11 protein-coding genes, 16 tRNA genes, 1 rRNA gene, 2 pseudogenes and 1 riboswitch are annotated in these 16597 nt (G+C 48.2%); of the genes and pseudogenes, 28 read left to right on the top strand and 2 right to left on the bottom strand.

All coding sequences use genetic code 11. The annotated features are described in order from the left end of the window. Positions 1-62 precede the first annotated feature (62 nt). The 20 genes from rrf to thiC all read left to right on the top strand — a co-directional run bounded on the left by rrf (position 63) and on the right by thiC (position 5442). A 5S ribosomal RNA gene (rrf, locus tag D368_RS09470) occupies positions 63-178 on the top strand. A 9-nt stretch (positions 179-187) separates the two neighbouring features. Next, a tRNA-Asn gene (locus D368_RS09465) sits at positions 188-262 on the top strand. 5 nt (positions 263-267) lie between these two features. After that, a tRNA-Ser gene (locus D368_RS09460) sits at positions 268-358 on the top strand. 35 nt (positions 359-393) lie between these two features. Beyond that, a tRNA-Glu gene (locus tag D368_RS09455) sits at positions 394-465 on the top strand. Positions 466-475: 10 nt separating this feature from the next. Further along, positions 476-551, top strand: a tRNA-Val gene (locus tag D368_RS09450). Positions 552-558: 7 nt separating this feature from the next. After that, a tRNA-Met gene (locus tag D368_RS09445) sits at positions 559-635 on the top strand. An 8-nt stretch (positions 636-643) separates the two neighbouring features. Further along, a tRNA-Asp gene (locus D368_RS09440) sits at positions 644-720 on the top strand. 10 nt (positions 721-730) lie between these two features. Continuing rightward, positions 731-806 (top strand) — tRNA-Phe (locus D368_RS09435). 3 nt (positions 807-809) lie between these two features. Then, a tRNA-Thr gene (locus tag D368_RS09430) sits at positions 810-882 on the top strand. Positions 883-893: 11 nt separating this feature from the next. Continuing rightward, positions 894-978: transfer RNA gene (locus D368_RS09425), tRNA-Tyr, on the top strand. Positions 979-988: 10 nt separating this feature from the next. Continuing rightward, positions 989-1062 (top strand) — tRNA-Trp (locus D368_RS09420). A 29-nt stretch (positions 1063-1091) separates the two neighbouring features. Continuing rightward, positions 1092-1167, top strand: a tRNA-His gene (locus tag D368_RS09415). A 9-nt stretch (positions 1168-1176) separates the two neighbouring features. Then, positions 1177-1248 (top strand) — tRNA-Gln (locus D368_RS09410). A 54-nt stretch (positions 1249-1302) separates the two neighbouring features. Beyond that, positions 1303-1377: transfer RNA gene (locus tag D368_RS09405), tRNA-Gly, on the top strand. Positions 1378-1383: 6 nt separating this feature from the next. After that, positions 1384-1454 (top strand) — tRNA-Cys (locus D368_RS09400). Between the two features lie 7 nt (positions 1455-1461). After that, a tRNA-Leu gene (locus D368_RS09395) sits at positions 1462-1550 on the top strand. A gap of 246 nt (positions 1551-1796) precedes the next feature. After that, positions 1797-1878, top strand: a tRNA-Leu gene (locus D368_RS09390). A 399-nt stretch (positions 1879-2277) separates the two neighbouring features. Further along, complete coding sequence (locus D368_RS20095; protein WP_223883531.1) at positions 2278-2604, top strand: hypothetical protein; 327 nt, start codon at positions 2278-2280, stop codon at positions 2602-2604. Positions 2605-2689: 85 nt separating this feature from the next. Beyond that, entirely contained in the window at positions 2690-3388 is a 699-nt protein-coding gene (locus D368_RS09380) for a Type 1 glutamine amidotransferase-like domain-containing protein (RefSeq protein ID WP_198863607.1), read from the top strand. Between the two features lie 49 nt (positions 3389-3437). Further along, positions 3438-3548: riboswitch (TPP riboswitch) on the top strand. Between the two features lie 121 nt (positions 3549-3669). Beyond that, positions 3670-5442: a phosphomethylpyrimidine synthase ThiC gene (gene thiC, locus D368_RS09375; protein WP_069473211.1), complete on the top strand. Its 1773-nt coding sequence runs from the start codon at positions 3670-3672 to the stop codon at positions 5440-5442. A 40-nt stretch (positions 5443-5482) separates the two neighbouring features. Here thiC and D368_RS09370 read toward each other — a convergent pair. Beyond that, positions 5483-6839: pseudogene (locus tag D368_RS09370) on the bottom strand (FAD-binding oxidoreductase). Between the two features lie 254 nt (positions 6840-7093). On the opposite strand from D368_RS09370, the gene D368_RS09365 reads away from it, so the two are divergent. The 6 genes and pseudogenes from D368_RS09365 (at position 7094) to D368_RS09340 (ending at position 12880) form a co-directional block, all read left to right on the top strand. Next, complete coding sequence (locus D368_RS09365) at positions 7094-7273, top strand: FbpB family small basic protein (RefSeq protein ID WP_003155431.1); 180 nt, start codon at positions 7094-7096, stop codon at positions 7271-7273. A 2-nt stretch (positions 7274-7275) separates the two neighbouring features. Further along, positions 7276-8997, top strand: coding sequence for an ABC transporter substrate-binding protein (locus tag D368_RS09360; RefSeq protein WP_069473213.1), 1722 nt, complete (start codon positions 7276-7278; stop codon positions 8995-8997). A gap of 68 nt (positions 8998-9065) precedes the next feature. Next, a pseudogene (locus D368_RS09355) lies at positions 9066-10021 on the top strand (ABC transporter permease). Between the two features lie 12 nt (positions 10022-10033). After that, the gene (gene opp4C, locus D368_RS09350; RefSeq protein WP_003155427.1) at positions 10034-10939 is read left to right on the top strand and encodes an oligopeptide ABC transporter permease; all 906 of its coding nucleotides are present in this window, start codon (positions 10034-10036) and stop codon (positions 10937-10939) included. Further along, positions 10936-11922, top strand: coding sequence for an ABC transporter ATP-binding protein (locus D368_RS09345; RefSeq protein ID WP_071392074.1), 987 nt, complete (start codon positions 10936-10938; stop codon positions 11920-11922). Before opp4C ends, D368_RS09345 begins: the two co-directional genes overlap by 4 nt. Next, the gene (locus tag D368_RS09340) at positions 11915-12880 is read left to right on the top strand and encodes an ABC transporter ATP-binding protein (RefSeq protein WP_014304668.1); all 966 of its coding nucleotides are present in this window, start codon (positions 11915-11917) and stop codon (positions 12878-12880) included. Before D368_RS09345 ends, D368_RS09340 begins: the two co-directional genes overlap by 8 nt. Before the next feature lie 70 nt (positions 12881-12950). Here D368_RS09340 and katA read toward each other — a convergent pair whose 3' ends face one another. Beyond that, complete coding sequence (katA, locus tag D368_RS09335; protein ID WP_003155420.1) at positions 12951-14396, bottom strand: catalase KatA; 1446 nt, start codon at positions 14394-14396, stop codon at positions 12951-12953. Between the two features lie 256 nt (positions 14397-14652). On the opposite strand from katA, the gene D368_RS09330 reads away from it, so the two are divergent. Together D368_RS09330 and D368_RS09325 are read left to right on the top strand one after the other, a co-directional pair. Next, positions 14653-15588, top strand: a complete 936-nt coding sequence (locus D368_RS09330; protein ID WP_128574741.1) for an amidohydrolase family protein — start codon at positions 14653-14655, stop codon at positions 15586-15588. 222 nt (positions 15589-15810) lie between these two features. Continuing rightward, a complete protein-coding gene (locus D368_RS09325) occupies positions 15811-16578 on the top strand; it encodes an ABC transporter ATP-binding protein (RefSeq protein ID WP_014417255.1) in 768 nt (255 codons plus the stop codon). Positions 16579-16597 lie beyond the last annotated feature (19 nt).

Genomic DNA, 16597 nt, shown 5'->3' with positions numbered 1-16597 from the left:
TTTTTTAAAAAACTCTTGCTTTTTCTGAAATACATAGTATAATAATACATGTCACTAAAACGTCTGGTGATGATGGCGAAGAGGTCACACCCGTTCCCATGCCGAACACGGAAGTTAAGCTCTTCAGCGCCGATGGTAGTCGGGGGTTTCCCCCTGTGAGAGTAGGACATCGCCAGGCAGACTTCATTCCGCAGTAGCTCAGTGGTAGAGCTATCGGCTGTTAACCGATCGGTCGTAGGTTCGAATCCTACCTGCGGAGCCATTTATGGAGAGCTGTCCGAGTGGCCGAAGGAGCACGATTGGAAATCGTGTAGGCGGTAACCCCGTCTCAAGGGTTCGAATCCCTTGCTCTCCGCCACTAATTATCAATACATAACAAACGAAAAATACCAGGGCCCGTTGGTCAAGCGGTTAAGACACCGCCCTTTCACGGCGGTAACACGGGTTCGAATCCCGTACGGGTCACTTATATGATGGAGGATTAGCTCAGCTGGGAGAGCATCTGCCTTACAAGCAGAGGGTCGGCGGTTCGAGCCCGTCATCCTCCACCATTATCATCGCGGGGTGGAGCAGTTCGGTAGCTCGTCGGGCTCATAACCCGAAGGTCGCAGGTTCAAATCCTGCCCCCGCAACCAAAAAAAATGGTCCGGTAGTTCAGTTGGTTAGAATGCCTGCCTGTCACGCAGGAGGTCGCGGGTTCGAGTCCCGTCCGGACCGCCATTTATAAAAAGGCTCGGTAGCTCAGTTGGTAGAGCAACGGACTGAAAATCCGTGTGTCGGCGGTTCGATTCCGTCCCGAGCCACCATTTGCCGGTCTAGCTCAATTGGTAGAGCAACTGACTTGTAATCAGTAGGTTGGGGGTTCAAGTCCTCTGGCCGGCACTCTAAATGATGGAGGGGTAGCGAAGTGGCTAAACGCGGCGGACTGTAAATCCGCTCCCTCAGGGTTCGGCAGTTCGAATCTGCCCCCCTCCACCATTTTATAAATAGGGGCATAGTTTAACGGTAGAACAGAGGTCTCCAAAACCTCCGGTGTGGGTTCGATTCCTACTGCCCCTGCCACTATATTATTTATTCATCTTCAGATTATGGCGGTTGTGGCGAAGTGGTTAACGCACCAGATTGTGGCTCTGGCACTCGTGGGTTCGATTCCCATCAATCGCCCCATATTATCATTGGGCTATAGCCAAGCGGTAAGGCAACGGACTTTGACTCCGTCATGCGTTGGTTCGAATCCAGCTAGCCCAGTTGCATTTTTTAAAAAACAACAGCATAAGATGTAATAAGTTCTTTTTACATGTTGCGGAAGTAGTTCAGTGGTAGAACATCACCTTGCCAAGGTGGGGGTCGCGGGTTCGAATCCCGTCTTCCGCTCCAAATTACGGCGGCATAGCCAAGTGGTAAGGCAGAGGTCTGCAAAACCTTTATCCCCGGTTCGAATCCGGGTGTCGCCTTTCTATTGCCGGGGTGGTGGAATTGGCAGACACACAGGACTTAAAATCCTGCGGTAGGTGACTACCGTGCCGGTTCAAGTCCGGCCCTCGGCACCAATTTAACTTTGAGCGAATTATGTTAAATTGGTCATCAATTTTATTATTATAAAACATATATGAGAGTGATTTGCATATTGCAGGTCGCTTTTTTTATATAATAAAAGCGTGAAGACTATCAATATAAGTTTCTTGCTTGTATCGTATATACTGCATTACCATTTGAAAAAACTTTACTAAAACCATTGACACTTTATAAAATGCATGTTATATTTATATACGTCGGTTGAACACGACGGATTATATGCCGGTGTGGCGGAATTGGCAGACGCGCACGACTCAAAATCGTGTTCCTTCTGGAGTGCCGGTTCGACCCCGGCCACCGGTATACAAAGGCTTCTACATATTGTAGAAGCCTTTTTTGTTGTATGAAAATATCCTCCAAGGCTTGTGAAAACATGATACCTGCAGCAGGAGGAGCTGGATTCGGCGCACCGTGCTTATATTAAGGAAACACCGATTCGGCCGTGGAGTTTAATCTTTCCGATCGGCTGCTTTTGCTATTAACACTGTTTCTCAGCTGGTGGGGCGGCCATTCAAAAGCGATATGCTTGAGGTCATGTTAATCGCATTATTGGCAGCGGTTATTGCAGCATTAGCTCTTTTTATGTTTCAGCGCTTTCCTGCAGGCGAGCTTGTTACCCATTTTATTAAGGGCGGAAACGAATTGGTCAACGTTATTATTATGTTATCGCTGATTTGAGCCGTAACAGCAGTAGCTGAAAATCTGGGATTCTCGAAATATGTTACTTCTCATTTAACATCATGGATCCCTCATATGTTTATTGCGCCGTCTCTTTTTATACTGGGGGCTGTTATATCCTATTTTATCGGGTCATCCTGGGGGACTTGGGACGCTGGCGGTTCAGTTACATACCAGCTTATTATTAGCGATCGGGGCCGTGTTTGCGAGCGGAACATTTGGTTTGCTTCTCCCCTCAGTGATAATACGGTGTTGGGGATCAATGTTGTGAAGTATGCCCGTTCGAAGCTTGTTCCGGCGATTATCGCCGCGGGGATCTCCGTTATGTTATACGGTGCGTATTTCAGATAATAAATACTTTTTGAAGGCGTTATCCGAAATTGGGATAACGCCTTTTTAATGAGCTGTTATACTTGAGAAAAAAGAGGTGATGACATTGAAGCAGATTATTACAATGGGCGGCGGGGGGTTTTCAATGGAGCCGGATCATCTTGTGCTGGATCAGTATATTTTAGAGCAGTCGGCGCGGTCAAAGCCGAAAGTTTGTTTTTTGCCGACGGCAAGCGGAGATTCGGAGAATTATATCAGCAGGTTTTATCAGGCCTTTCAAAAGCTGTGGTGTGAGCCGGATCACTTGTCGCTGTTTAAACCGCCGGGTTCTGATCTCAGATCCTTTCTCATGAAGAAAGATATTATATATGTCGGCGGCGGAAATACGCGCAATATGCTTGTCTTATGGAAAGAGTGGGGGCTTGACCTTATTCTTCGTGAAGCTTGGGAAAACAGCATCATCTTGGCGGGTCTCAGCGCCGGAGCGATTTGCTGGTATGAAGAAGGAGTGACGGATTCAGCGGGGGATTTGCGAGAGTTAAGAGCTTTAGGATTTTTGCCGGGCAGCTTTTGTCCGCACTATGACGGAGAAGCGGAGCGCCGGCCGGTGTATCACCGCCTGATTTCCGAAAAGAAACTCAGGGCGGGCTATGCCGCTGATGATGGCGCTGCGCTTCATTATAAAGACGGTCAGCTGTTCCGGGCTGTCTCTTCCCGGGAAACCGCAAAGGGTTATCGGGTTTTTAATACCGAAGAAGGCGTTCGGGAAACAGAGCTTATGAGCGTCCCGTTATCTGAATTTTGATAATATGCTTTTTTTTGTACACAACTTATGTTACGATGAGAGCGAAATCAATAGTTACTGGGGGTGCCCGTCTGAGCGGGCTGAGAGAGAAGCGGCGGCTTCTTAACCCTTTGGACCTGATCTGGTTCGTACCAGCGTGGGGAAGTAAAGGTTTTATTATTGTTGATGAAAACAATAATAGTTTCTTTCTGACTGCAAAACCGGGTTCTTCTTTGAACCCGGTTTTTTTGTGCTGGTGCTGAGCTTGGTTCTGTTATTCAAATGATAAAGGAGAGATTTGTATGCAAAATCAATCAGTACAGCAAGCGAACATTTCCATTATGTCGAGCTTTTCCGGCAGTAAAAAGGTTTATGCAGAAGGTTCTTCGCCCGACATACGAGTGCCGATGCGGGAAATCAGCCTTAGTCCGACAACGGGGGCGTTCGGGGAAGAGGAGAATGCGCCGGTCCGTGTTTATGATACGAGCGGACCGTATACAGACCCGGATGTACAGATTGATATTCATGAAGGTCTGGGGGCGCTCCGCACAAAGTGGATTACCGGGCGTGGAGATGTAGAAGAATATAACGGCCGGACCGTGAGACCTGAAGACAACGGCTATAAAAAAGAGGGCCGTGCCGCCGAATACCCCGGCCTGCAGCGGAAACCGCTTCGGGCCAAGCCGGGGAAAAATGTAACACAATTGCATTATGCGAGAAAAGGCATCATTACGCCGGAAATGGAGTTTATCGCAATTCGCGAGCATGTGTCTCCCGAATTTGTCAGAGACGAGGTAGCCAGCGGCCGGGCGATTATTCCTTCTAACGTCAACCACCCGGAAAGCGAGCCGATGATTATCGGCCGGAATTTTCATGTGAAAATTAATGCCAATATCGGCAACTCGGCTGTTACATCTTCTATCGAAGAAGAAGTCGAAAAAATGACGTGGGCGATTCGCTGGGGCGCCGATACGATGATGGACTTATCCACGGGAAAAGACATTCATACGACGCGTGAATGGATTATCCGCAACTGCCCCGTGCCTGTGGGGACGGTGCCGATTTATCAGGCGCTTGAAAAAGTTAATGGCATTGCCGAGGATTTAACGTGGGACATTTATCGTGACACATTGATTGAGCAGGCGGAGCAGGGCGTGGATTATTTCACCATCCATGCCGGCGTATTGCTTCGTTACGTCCCGTTAACGGCCAAACGCACGACGGGAATCGTATCCCGCGGCGGGGCGATTATGGCGCAATGGTGCCTGGCTCATCATCAGGAAAGCTTTCTGTACACGCATTTTGAAGAAATTTGTGAAATCATGAAGACCTATGATATCGCTTTTTCACTTGGTGACGGGCTTCGTCCCGGTTCGATTGCGGATGCCAATGATGAAGCGCAGTTTGCGGAATTGGAGACTCTCGGAGAATTGACGGAGATTGCGTGGAAGCACGATGTGCAAGTGATGATCGAAGGGCCGGGTCATGTGCCGATGCATAAAATTAAGGAAAACATGGACAAACAGCTGGAAATTTGTAAAGAGGCGCCTTTTTACACGCTCGGCCCATTAACGACGGATATCGCTCCGGGCTATGACCACATTACTTCAGCGATCGGCGCGGCGATGATCGGCTGGTACGGGACGGCGATGCTTTGCTATGTCACGCCGAAGGAGCATTTGGGCCTGCCGAATCGTGATGATGTAAGAGAAGGCGTCATTACGTACAAAATCGCGGCACATGCCGCAGACCTTGCTAAAGGGCATCCGGGTGCACAAATCCGTGACGATGCTCTGTCTAAGGCGCGGTTTGAATTCCGTTGGCGTGATCAATTTCATTTGTCACTTGATCCTGAAAGAGCAATGGAATATCATGATGAAACACTGCCGGCTGAAGGCGCAAAAACGGCTCACTTCTGTTCGATGTGCGGCCCTAAGTTCTGCAGCATGAGAATTTCTCAGGATATTCGTGATTATGCGAAGGAAAACGGACTTACTGAAGACGAGGCCGTCAATGAAGGGCTGAAAGAAAAAGCAAAAGAGTTTGCAGAGAAGGGAAGCCGCTTATATCAATAAAAGAAAAGATGAAGATGGAGTGTGTCCATCTTCATCTTTTTTAGAAAAACGGTGAACGGCGAAGCGGCGGAATGCTCTGCTCGAAGCGGAATATATTTTCCGGATCATATTTCGTTTTGATTTGACGGAGGCGGTGAACATTTTCTCCGTAATACGTTTGCAGCCAGTTTCTGATTTCTCTATCAGGCCAATTCACATAATCTCCCATCGTTTCTCTTGATAGGGACGTTCTCAGTCCTTCGATCCAGCGGACATTTTGTCTTTCTTCTTCAGCAGATGTCCAAGTTGTAATATATTCTTGGGCAATGATTGCGTTGCGATAGTAGAATGCCGTTTGGTCCGGAGCGATCCGTCCGGCCGCCCCGCCGAGAGATTGCTGCCAGACACTGGCGTTTTCGTTCGGAGCGTGCTCTAAATAGCGCTTTAAAGTGGATATTGCGCGTGTTGATAATGGTTTTTCAATAAAGGATCCTGACCGCTTCATCTTTTGCGGCTGATTGCCTCCCGGGCTGTTAAAAAAGGCTGCCGCTTTAATAAATGGCACTGTCTTGACCATGCCGCTTGTCGGTTTTCCCGCTTTCATTAACGGAGCCAGCAGTTCTTTCAGCTCCTCTTTTGTCCCGGTAAATTGACCGAGCGCTTCTATGCGGTTGACTTCCTTAGGCCAAAACTGAATTGATGAGGTAAGCCGGTTGTCTGTAAATGGAGCCCAGCGCTGCCATGTGTTAAATACTTCCTCGAAATCATCCCAGCCCCAAGTGACAGAAAAAACAGACACGCACGAGATCGGCACGGCTTTAAACATCATGGATGTGACAATGCCGAAGTTGCCTCCCCCTCCGCCCTGAGATGCCCAAAATAGATCAGAGTGCTTTGAGCGGTTGACTGTGATCAAGTCAGCACCCGCTTTTTCGTCCGCTATGATCATTTCGAGCTGGAGGAGACGATCGCAAGTAAGTCCGGCAGTCCTTGTTAAATATCCGATTCCTCCCCCGAGCGTCAGCCCCGTGATTCCCACATTCGCAATGGTTCCCGCAGGAAGGGTCAAGCCGTACCGCCAGAGTGTCCGGTAGACTTCCCCCAATTCGGCTCCCGCTTCAATCGAGACCAGCCGCTTATCCTCATTTACTCTTATTTTCTTCATTTCACTGAGATCAATGACTAGTCCGTCATTTAGCAGAGAAAAATTTTCGTAGCTGTGTCTTCCGCCTCTGATACGGAAAGGCACATTGTTCTCACGCGCCCATCTCACCGCATTGAGGGCGTCATGTTTGTTTTGACAAAACACAATGATGTCTGGATATCTTTGCAGGCTTAAATTGATATTGGTTCTTGCAGCATTATAGTCCGGGTCATCTTTTTTTGACGATGCGACCGGTCAATGTTGTCTTTTCCACATTCTCACTCACTTTCACTTGTAATCTGCTATGTTTTCTAGCATATGCGGAAAAATGAGAGAGTGTATGAGGAAAACCCCCGGAAGGACACGATATTTTAAATTATAGTTGACAGGTAGGGATTGTATGAATTAACATAATCATTACATATTTCCAAACGATGGCTGATCGGATCACCGAAGGCTCTTATCTATTAAACAGATAAGGGCCTTTTTTGCGTGAAAGTCATTAAATGAAAAGCGGAGGGATGAAAAGTGGCGTTAAAAAAGGTATCACATGTGCGCAAAAAGAGCAAAAAACGGAAAAAGTACAGAAAACACACATTGAATTTCGAACTGCTTGTAGAGAAAAACAAACGGGAGATTATGAGAAATGAGGAACAGATGGAGCAGATTTATATAAAGATAGATGAAAAGCATGCGGGGGTTCGATAAAGATGAAGGAGAGAAAATGGAGGATAAAAACAACGGTACTCGCGCTGTCGGTATCCATCGTGTTATCAGGGTGCGCGTTAGGGAGTGCCGGGGAAGAACCATCATCTGCGGCTGATAAAAAGGAAGAAACACGTATCGCCCATGTCAAGACAAAGGAATTTAAAGCTTCTCATCCGGCGGCGATTCCCGCTAAATCGAAAGCCAGAACTGACACTTTTGTTGCTGGGATTTCCGCGCCGGGCGGCGTGTTTCTGCCGTACTTCTACGAAAACGGCTGGGATGGAAATGCGACAGATCCTATTTTTGAACCGTTAGTCAAACTGGATAAAACGGGGAAGCCTGCCCCGGCTCTTGCGGAAAGCTGGAAAATTTCCAAAGATCAGCTAACATACACGTTCCGTTTAAGAAAAAATCTCGTTTTCAGCGACGGTTCACCGTTGACCGCAAAGGATGCCGCATTCACTTTAACACTGCTGCATGATCCTGCATACGCGGGCTATGAAGATATCACCACGGCTTATATTAAAGGCGGTAAGGCTTACAAAGAAGGAAAGGCAAAGACGATAGAGGGCATTCGCGTCCTTGATGACAGAACCATTCAAATCACGACTGAGAAAGTCAGTGCGAAGTCGCTGCTTCTTTTGGGCGGGCAGGTGCTGTCAGAAGCCTACTACGGGAAGAAATATCAATTCGGCAAACTGGATTATTTAAAAGAGCTTTATGCCAAACCTCTCGGAGCGGGACCTTATCAATTTACAGAATACCTTCCGGGACAGGAAATACGCTATCAGGCTAATGAACACTATTATGCCGGAAAACCGAAAACGGAAAAGCTGATTTATAAAATTATCGATCCGTCAACTTCCCTTCAGCTGTTTGAAACGGGTGACCTTGATTACGCTTCTTTCTCACCTGATGATGATACGGTTCAGCATTTAAAAAGTCTCGGTTTTGCCAATATAAGCGTATCTGTCGTGAATGATTACGGGCTTGTATACGTCAATCACAAGCGTCCGCCTTTTCAAGATAAGAAAGTGTCCCAGGCGCTTATTTACGGACTTGACCGTCAAAAAATCGTCGATGTCCGCTTTAAACGCTACGGAGAGGTCGCGAATGTCCCGGTGTCTCCGGTTTCGTGGGCTTATGATGACAAGGGTGTCAATCGGTATGCGTTTAACCCTGAAAAAGCCAAAAAGCTTCTTGATGAAGCAGGCTGGAAAACGGGCAAAGACGGTGTACGTGAAAAAAACGGCAAAAAGCTTGAAATCAGCTATTACACGTCTAAAGCGGATGATGATTTCATCCCGATAGCGAAAGAAAATTACGCGGACATCGGAATCTCATTAAAACCGGAAGTGATGGATTTTAATACAGAAGTAGCGAAAATCAATGACAAACAATATGACCTTGCCGCCGTTTCCACCTCGCAGATCCTTGATCCGAATGACACGGTGGAAAAGCTGGCTTCCGGCCATCCCAATAATGTGACGGGGTATTCCAATCCGAAAGCGGACCGGCTGATAGAGAAAGGAGCCGGCACGCTTGATATCAGCAAAAGAAAAGAGATTTATCACCAGCTGTACCGGGAGCTCGGGGAAAACCCGCCTTACATTCTGATTCATTACCGTCAGAGCGCAAGGGCGGTCAGCGGAAAAATAAAAGGGCTTGAGCCTGACAATTATTCTGGAATCAGTTCAAGTCTCTCAAATGTCTCAATTCGATAGAACGGTTGGGCAAAATACCCGATGCATCCTGGGGATTTTGCCCTTTCAGCGGAAAGGAGGGGCTTTTTATGAAACGGTATGCCGCAGAACGATTCATTCAAATGCTTGTGATCTTATTCGGTACGTCCTTTATTATTTTTTCTTATTTGCCATGCTGCCGGGCGACTATATTGATTCCAATGTAAATCTGACTCCGGAAAGAGCGAAGGAGTTAAAAGCGCTTTACGGGCTGGATCAGCCGATTTGGAAGCGTTATGTGACGTGGCTCGGAAATGTGCTCAGCGGAGATTTTGGGTTTTCTTTGAAATATCAGGAGAACGTCCTGTCACTGCTTCGGAAATATGTCTGGAATTCGTTTTTTGTCGCGTTTTTGGCGTTGCTTGTCACATGGTCAGCCGCGATGATCACGGGTGTCATATCCGCTGTCAGGAAATACTCATGGTTTGACGGGATCGTGACGTTTCTTGTTTTTGCTTCCATGGCGTTTCCGTCTTTTTTTATCAGCCTTCTGTTTATTAAGTGGTTTGGGGTGGATTTGAAAATATTGCCCGTCGGCGGGATGATTGATATCGGAAGCACGAGTACAGGTTTTTCGTACGTGCTTGAAGCCGCCAGACATATGATCCTTCCGGTCGTGATTTTATCTATGCTCGGCATCGGCTCGCTGACAAGGTATTTCCGCTCCGGCATGCTGGACGTGATCAGACAGGATTATATCAGAACGGCGAGAGCGAAGGGATTGAAAGAGCGCACCGTCATCTGGAAACATGCGTTGAAAAACGCGCTCATTCCGGCCATCACCCTGCTTGCTTTTGAACTGCCGGGACTGTTTTCCGGAGCCATCATTATTGAACAGATTTTCGGGTGGCCGGGAGTCGGACGTATTCAGCTGGAATCTGTGCATTATCGTGATTATCCGGTTTTGATGGCGTTTACCTTGTTTTTGTCTTGTTTAACGATTGTGGGGAACTTCTTAGCGGATATCGCTTATGCCGCGGTTGATCCGCGGGTCAGACTGAAATAGGGGGTGTTCGGAATGAAAAAACAAAAAGAGGTGCCGCCTTCTCTTTGGAAGCAGACGTACCGCCGCCTGCTGCAGCATAAGCTGACGGTCATCAGTCTTCTTTTCTTATGTTTTATGTTTTTATTGTGCTTTATCGGGCCGTCTTTTTCTCCGTACATAACAGATCGGACGGATATTTCAAATGCCAATCAGCATCCGGGAATCCATCACTGGCTGGGCACCGACCAGTACGGGAGAGATGTGCTGACGAGGCTGATGCTGGCGGGGCAGATTTCTCTGACCGTGGGGCTTGCTTCAATGGTGCTGTCGCTTGTCATCGGCTCTTTACTCGGGGCTGCGGCCGGGTTTTATCGGGGAGCCGCTGATATGATCATTATGCGCATTGCTGATATGCTCATGTCCATCCCGGGCCTGCCGCTGCTTTTGATTTTGGCTGCGGTGATGTCGGAGTGGAAAGTGCCTTCTGAATACAGAATGTACCTGATTATGATGATGTTAAGTCTGATCGGATGGCCCGGTTTGGCGCGGCTTGTACGCGGACAGATTTTGTCGCTGAAGGAGCAGCCGTTTATGATGGCCGCGGAAGTTTTGGGGCTTAGTGATAAACGGAAAATCCTCTATCATTTGCTTCCCAACACATTGCCGTTATTACTGGTAGCGGCGACTTTGCATGTGGCGGGAGCGATGCTGAGTGAATCTGCGCTGAGTTTTCTCGGGCTTGGCGTTGCTCCGCCGACACCTTCTTGGGGAAACATGATGGAAGCGGCGAATCATTTTATGGATTTTACACTCCGCCCGTGGCTGTGGATTCCGCCGGGAACGGCCATTTTTCTGACCGTTGTGGCGATTCATCTGCTTGGAGACGGTTTAAGAGACGCTTTTGATCCTAAGGTAAAACGGCAGGTGAAAATGAAATGAAAAAACCGCTTTTAGAAGTGAGGCATTTGGAAACGGCTTTTTATACAGAGGAGGGTGCGGTAAAGGCCGTGGACGGTGTCAGCTTTACGATACATGAGGAGGAAACGGTTTGTATTGTAGGAGAGTCCGGCTGCGGGAAAAGCATGGCGTCATTGTCCATTATGCAGCTTATTCCCGAGACGGGGAGAATCGAACGGGGAGCGGTGCATTTTTCCGGACGGAACCTGTTGGAATTGAAACCAAAAGACATGCAGAAAATCCGCGGCAGCGAAATCGGGATGATTTTTCAGGAACCGATGACATCTTTGAATCCGGTATTTACAATCGGTGAGCAGCTGACCGAACCGATTCGCGAACATTTGTTGCTGAGTAAGAAAGAGGCATGGCGGAGGGCCGTTGAACTGATCACGTTAGTGGAGATCCCGCATGCCGAGCAGGTTATGCACCGATATCCTCATGAGCTGAGCGGCGGCATGCTGCAGCGCATCATGACGGCTGTCGCGCTAAGCTGCGAGCCGAAACTGATCATTGCCGACGAGCCGACGACAGCGCTTGACGTAACCATTCAGGCGCAGATATTGGATTTATTGCGGGATATGAAAAAGCAATTTCGCACGTCTATTTTATTCATTACTCATGACCTTGGCGTGGTTGCTGAAATGGCTGATTATGTGATTGTCATGTATGCGGGTAAAATTGTGGAGGAAGGACCGGTTGCAGAGCTGTTTTCTGATCCGAAGCATCCGTATACAAAAGGGCTGCTTGCGGCCAAGCCGGTTATCGGTCAAAAAAGGGAGACGCTTTACACCATTCCGGGGCAGGTCCCCGAGCTTGCGGACCTATCCGGATCGTCTTGTTATTTTGCGGAGCGATGTGAACACAGCACAGAAATATGCCGGAGATCAAGCCCGCATTTTACTGAATTCGGGAAGGGGCATCAGGCGGCGTGCTGGCTTTACAGAGAGGAGAAAGCAGATGAGTGATGTGTTGCTGGAGGTCAAGGGGCTGAAAAAATATTACGAGGAGCATGGGGGGATGAGAAAGACTCATAAAAAACCCGTAAAAGCGGTCGACGGCGTCAGTTTTACGATAGGAAAGGGAGAAGTGTTCGGCTTAGCGGGAGAATCGGGCAGCGGAAAGTCATCAATCGGCAAGACCATTTTGAGGCTTCATGAGAAAACAGGGGGAGAGGTGTTTTTTCAGGGGCGTGATGTGTTTCGGATGAGCCGGCGCGAGCTCAAAACTTTCAGATCGGAAGCGCAGCTCATCTTTCAAGATCCGTTCAGTTCTTTAAATCCCCGGCGCCGGATCGGAGAAGCCATCGGTGAAGCGATGATCGAGCATCAATTGGCGGTAAAGCGGAACGCGCGTGATAAAGCGGCGGAGGTTCTTGAAGCCTGCGGACTTTCCGCAAACTTTATCGATCGTTATCCGCATGAATTTTCCGGAGGGCAGCGGCAGCGGATCGTGATTGCAAGAGCGATGGCGCTCAAGCCGCAATTTATCATTATGGATGAACCCGTGGCGGCGTTAGATGTCTCCATCCAGGCGCAGATGATCAATTTGTTCAGCAGCCTTCAAAAACAGCACGGGCTGTCATATTTGTTCATTTCTCATGATTTAAGCGTGGTGGAGCACTTATGTACGAAGGTCGCCATTATGTATTTAGGGACGATTGTGGAATACGCGTCAAAGGAGGAGCTCTTTTCACGGCCGCTTCACCCTTATACGAAAGCGCTGTTATCAGCCGTGCCTGTTCCTGATCCCGGAGCGAAAAGGGAGCGGATAATTTTAAAGGGTGATATACCGAGCCCCTCTGATCCGCCTTCAGGCTGTAAATTCCGAACGAGATGTCCGGCAGCCAAGAAGATATGTGCTGAGAAAAGTCCGGCGCTGTCAGAAAAAGGGCTTCATCATTTTGCGGCATGCCACTTCGTGTAATTGAGAAAAAACGGTTTTATTGATAATAAACAGGAAAAACCTGCCGGGCAGACCGGCAGGTTTTTTGATGTTATTTTGGTGACGGCAGTCCGAGTCCTTCGGCAACGCGTCTGCCGTATTCAGGATCAGCCTTGTAGAAGTGGCCGATCTGGCGCAGCTTAATTTCTTCTTTTTCCACAGGTTTCATCGCACTGACGATATTGGCGACAAGGCGCGCGCGTTCTTCCTCGCTCATCAGGCGGTACAGGTCGCCGGCTTGTGTGTAATGATCATGATGATTATAGCTTACACTGTCAGCGAAACCTGATACAGGATATGCCGCCTGTTTATCTTCAGGTGACTCTTTCGGGCCCCCGAAGCTGTTAGGCTCGTAATAGACGGAGCGGCCGCCGTTATCATCAAAACGCATTTGTCCGTCACGCTGATAGTTTTTCACTTCATTGCGGGAACGGTTGATCGGCAGCGCCTGATGGTTCGCGCCGACACGGTAGCGATGCGCGTCATGGTATGCGAACAACCGGCCTTGAAGCATTTTGTCAGGTGAGACGTCGACGCCGGGGACTAATGTGCCGGGAGAGAACGTCGCCTGTTCTACTTCCGCAAAGTAATTTTCCGGATTGCGGTTCAGAACCATGCGGCCGACTTCGATCAGCGGATAGTCTTTTTGAGACCACACTTTTGTGACGTCAAACGGATCAAAGCGATATGTGTTTGCATCTTCTAACGGCATGATTTGAACATATAATTTCCATGCGGGGAAATCGCCGTTTTCAATCGCATTGAACAAATCTTCCGTATGGTAATCGGGATTTTCACCCGCGATTTTTGCGGCTGTATTAACATCAAGGTTTTTCACGCCTTGCTCTGTTTTAAAGTGATATTTAATCCAGACACCTTCGCCTTTATCATTTGTCCATTTAAATGTATGGCTTCCGAATCCGTGCATATGGCGAAGAGTCGCCGGAATGCCCCGGTCTGACATCAGAATGGTTACCTGGTGCAGGGATTCCGGTGACAGAGACCAGAAATCCCAAACGGCCGTCGGGTTTTTCAGATGTGTTCTCGGATCTCTTTTTTGTGTATGGATAAAGTCAGGGAACTTGATGGCATCGCGGATGAAGAACACGGGTGTATTGTTTCCGACGATGTCGTAGTTTCCTTCTTCTGTATAAAACTTAACGGCAAATCCGCGCGGGTCGCGCACTGTGTCACTAGAGCCCAGTTCGCCCGCAACGGTTGAGAAACGGATGAAGAGCGGCGTGCGTTTACCGACTTCTGACAGAAATGCGGCTTTCGTATATTTTGTAACGTCATTTGTGACTTCAAAATAACCGTGTGCGCCCGCGCCTTTTGCGTGAACGACACGCTCGGGAACGCGTTCTCTGTTAAAGTGCGCCAATTTCTCAAGCAGATGGACGTCTTGTATTAAAGCAGGACCGCGATCGCCGGCCGTCATTGAGTTTTGGTTATCTCCGACAGGAGCGCCCCAGCTGGTTGTCAATTTATTTGAACTCATGTGATCACCTCTTTAGATTTATAAAAACATAATATCACCTATCATTAAAAAGTCAATATTATTTTATAATGATTATAAAATAATTATTTTTATTATCGAAAAAAGGGTTTGGATTTGAAAGCCTACTTGACTGACGGGAATAATGGGTTTAAGATGAGAAAAAATAGAAACCGCTGACTTGGACACAAGAGGCTCTTATTCTTCACTGGATAAGGGCCTTTTTTTATTGTCAGGCGGTAAGGGAGGCGGCGATTGTATGCTTTTCCGGCAGCATTTTAAACCTGTCGATATTCACGGTCATCTGCCGTACAGCCTTTATTTCGGCAAAAACGATAAGACATTTTCCGATTATAACCGGGAGCGGTCAGAAAGAATGAATATGACTTGGGATTTTCCTGATCCGCATGATGTGGAGGGCGATGACGGCGAAATCGCTTTGATGACAAGATGGGAGAATGAATTAGATAAGTATGGCATTGACGTGCTGAATTTTTTAACAGCAGAGAGCAATGACCGGATGGCGGCGTTTATTCAAGCCAATCCCGCGAGATTTACCGGATTTGCATATCATCCTTTGGAACAAAAGGATGCGTATGAGGAGCTGAAAAGAGCGGTTGAAGAGCTCGGTCTGAAAGGATATAAACTGTTCGGGCCGCTGACAGACATCGAGTTTCATGATCCGTCGCTGAAAAAGCTGTGGACGTATCTGGCTGACAAAAGACTGCCTGTATTAATTCACTTCGGACTTTTAGGGAGAGCGGGGGGCATTGTCAGCCATCGCAACATCAACCCGCTCGCCATCTATCGCGTCGCGAGAGAGTTTGCTGATATACCGTTCATCATTCCGCATTTCGGCGCCGGATATTATCAGGAACTGCTGCAGCTGTGCTGGAGCTGCCCGAATGTGTATATTGACACGTCCGGCTCAAATCAGTGGATGAGGTGGATGCCGTACCCGCTTGATTTGGAAATTCTGTTTCGAAAGACATCTGAATTAATCGGTGCTGAACGGATCATCTTCGGGACGGATTCGAACGGATTTCCGAGAGGATATGTATACAGATATCTTCAGGAGCAGGTGAGGACCTGCCGGGAAATCAATATGCGGGAAGAAGATATAGAAAACATTTTCGGCAACAACGCGCGGACATTATTAAAAATCGCCCGGCAAGAAAAGGAAGTAAATACGTGATACAGCCGATGCGCTCTCTGGCAGGTTTATGCCGGAAGGCGCATTTTTAATTCGTACAAAAAACAGTTGACAAGTCGGAATAGTTTGAATTAACATGATATTCAAATTTAAAAACAAACGGGTTGCCGATCGGACCGCCGAAGGCTCCCATCTCTGCAAGCAATCGGAGATGGGGGCCTTTTGTTTTTCGATCGCATGCGGGAGAAAGAGAGGGGAAGACAGATGGCTGTAACCATCAGCATACAAGAAAAAGCTTTTGAGCATGAAGGCCGGAAAACACCGGTGCTGAATGATATTGAGCTGTCAATTGCATCGGGAGAATTTTTGACTGTCATCGGGCCGAGCGGATGCGGCAAAAGCACGCTTTTAAAATTGATTGCCGGTCTTGATACCGATTATAAAGGCTCTGTCACAATAAACGGCCGCAATGTGTCGGGACCGGGCATCCGGCAGGGATTTATCTTTCAGGAGCACCGGCTGTTTCCATGGCTGACGGTAAAACAAAACATCGCTGCCGATCTCAATATGAACGACCCGGCCGTTCGGAAAAAAGTGGATGATCTGATTGAGGTTGTCAGGCTGCAGGGAGCGGAGAACGCTTATCCGCGCGAATTATCCGGCGGCATGTCGCAGCGGGTTGCCATCGCCAGAGCCCTTTTGCGTGAGCCGGAGGTGCTGCTTTTAGATGAACCGTTCGGGGCGCTTGACGCTTTTACGAGAAAACATTTGCAGGATGTGCTGCTTGATATATGGCGCGAGAAAAAAACGACGATGATTCTGGTCACGCATGATATTGATGAATCCGTCTATTTAGGCGATAAGCTGGCGATCCTCAGGGCAAAGCCCGGCCGGCTGCACAGCCTGATGCCGATTCAGCTTCCGCATCCGCGCAATCGGACGTCAGCGGATTTTCAGGCCGTCCGGCAGAAGGTGCTTTCTGAATTTGAGAAAACGGAAGACCTCCGGTTTGCGGACGGGTCCGGGATATAGAAGGGACGAAGCGAAGTGA

Source organism: Paenibacillus lentimorbus NRRL B-30488, assembly GCF_000411595.1.
GTDB classification, from domain to species: domain Bacteria; phylum Bacillota; class Bacilli; order Bacillales; family Bacillaceae; genus Bacillus; species Bacillus velezensis.
This window is presented reverse-complemented; position numbering and strand designations above follow the sequence as displayed.

Bases quoted from the DNA above. Each gene is read 5' to 3' on its own strand.
- opp4C (WP_003155427.1), top strand. From the start codon at position 10,034: ATGAAAAAACAAAAAGAGGTGCCGCCTTCTCTTTGGAAGCAGACGTAC.
- katA (WP_003155420.1), bottom strand. From the start codon at position 14,396: ATGAGTTCAAATAAATTGACAACCAGCTGGGGCGCTCCTGTCGGAGAT.
- D368_RS09360 (WP_069473213.1), top strand. From the start codon at position 7,276: ATGAAGGAGAGAAAATGGAGGATAAAAACAACGGTACTCGCGCTGTCG.
- D368_RS09345 (WP_071392074.1), top strand. From the start codon at position 10,936: ATGAAAAAACCGCTTTTAGAAGTGAGGCATTTGGAAACGGCTTTTTAT.
- D368_RS09325 (WP_014417255.1), top strand. From the start codon at position 15,811: ATGGCTGTAACCATCAGCATACAAGAAAAAGCTTTTGAGCATGAAGGC.
- D368_RS09340 (WP_014304668.1), top strand. From the start codon at position 11,915: ATGAGTGATGTGTTGCTGGAGGTCAAGGGGCTGAAAAAATATTACGAG.
- D368_RS09330 (WP_128574741.1), top strand. From the start codon at position 14,653: ATGCTTTTCCGGCAGCATTTTAAACCTGTCGATATTCACGGTCATCTG.
- thiC (WP_069473211.1), top strand. From the start codon at position 3,670: ATGCAAAATCAATCAGTACAGCAAGCGAACATTTCCATTATGTCGAGC.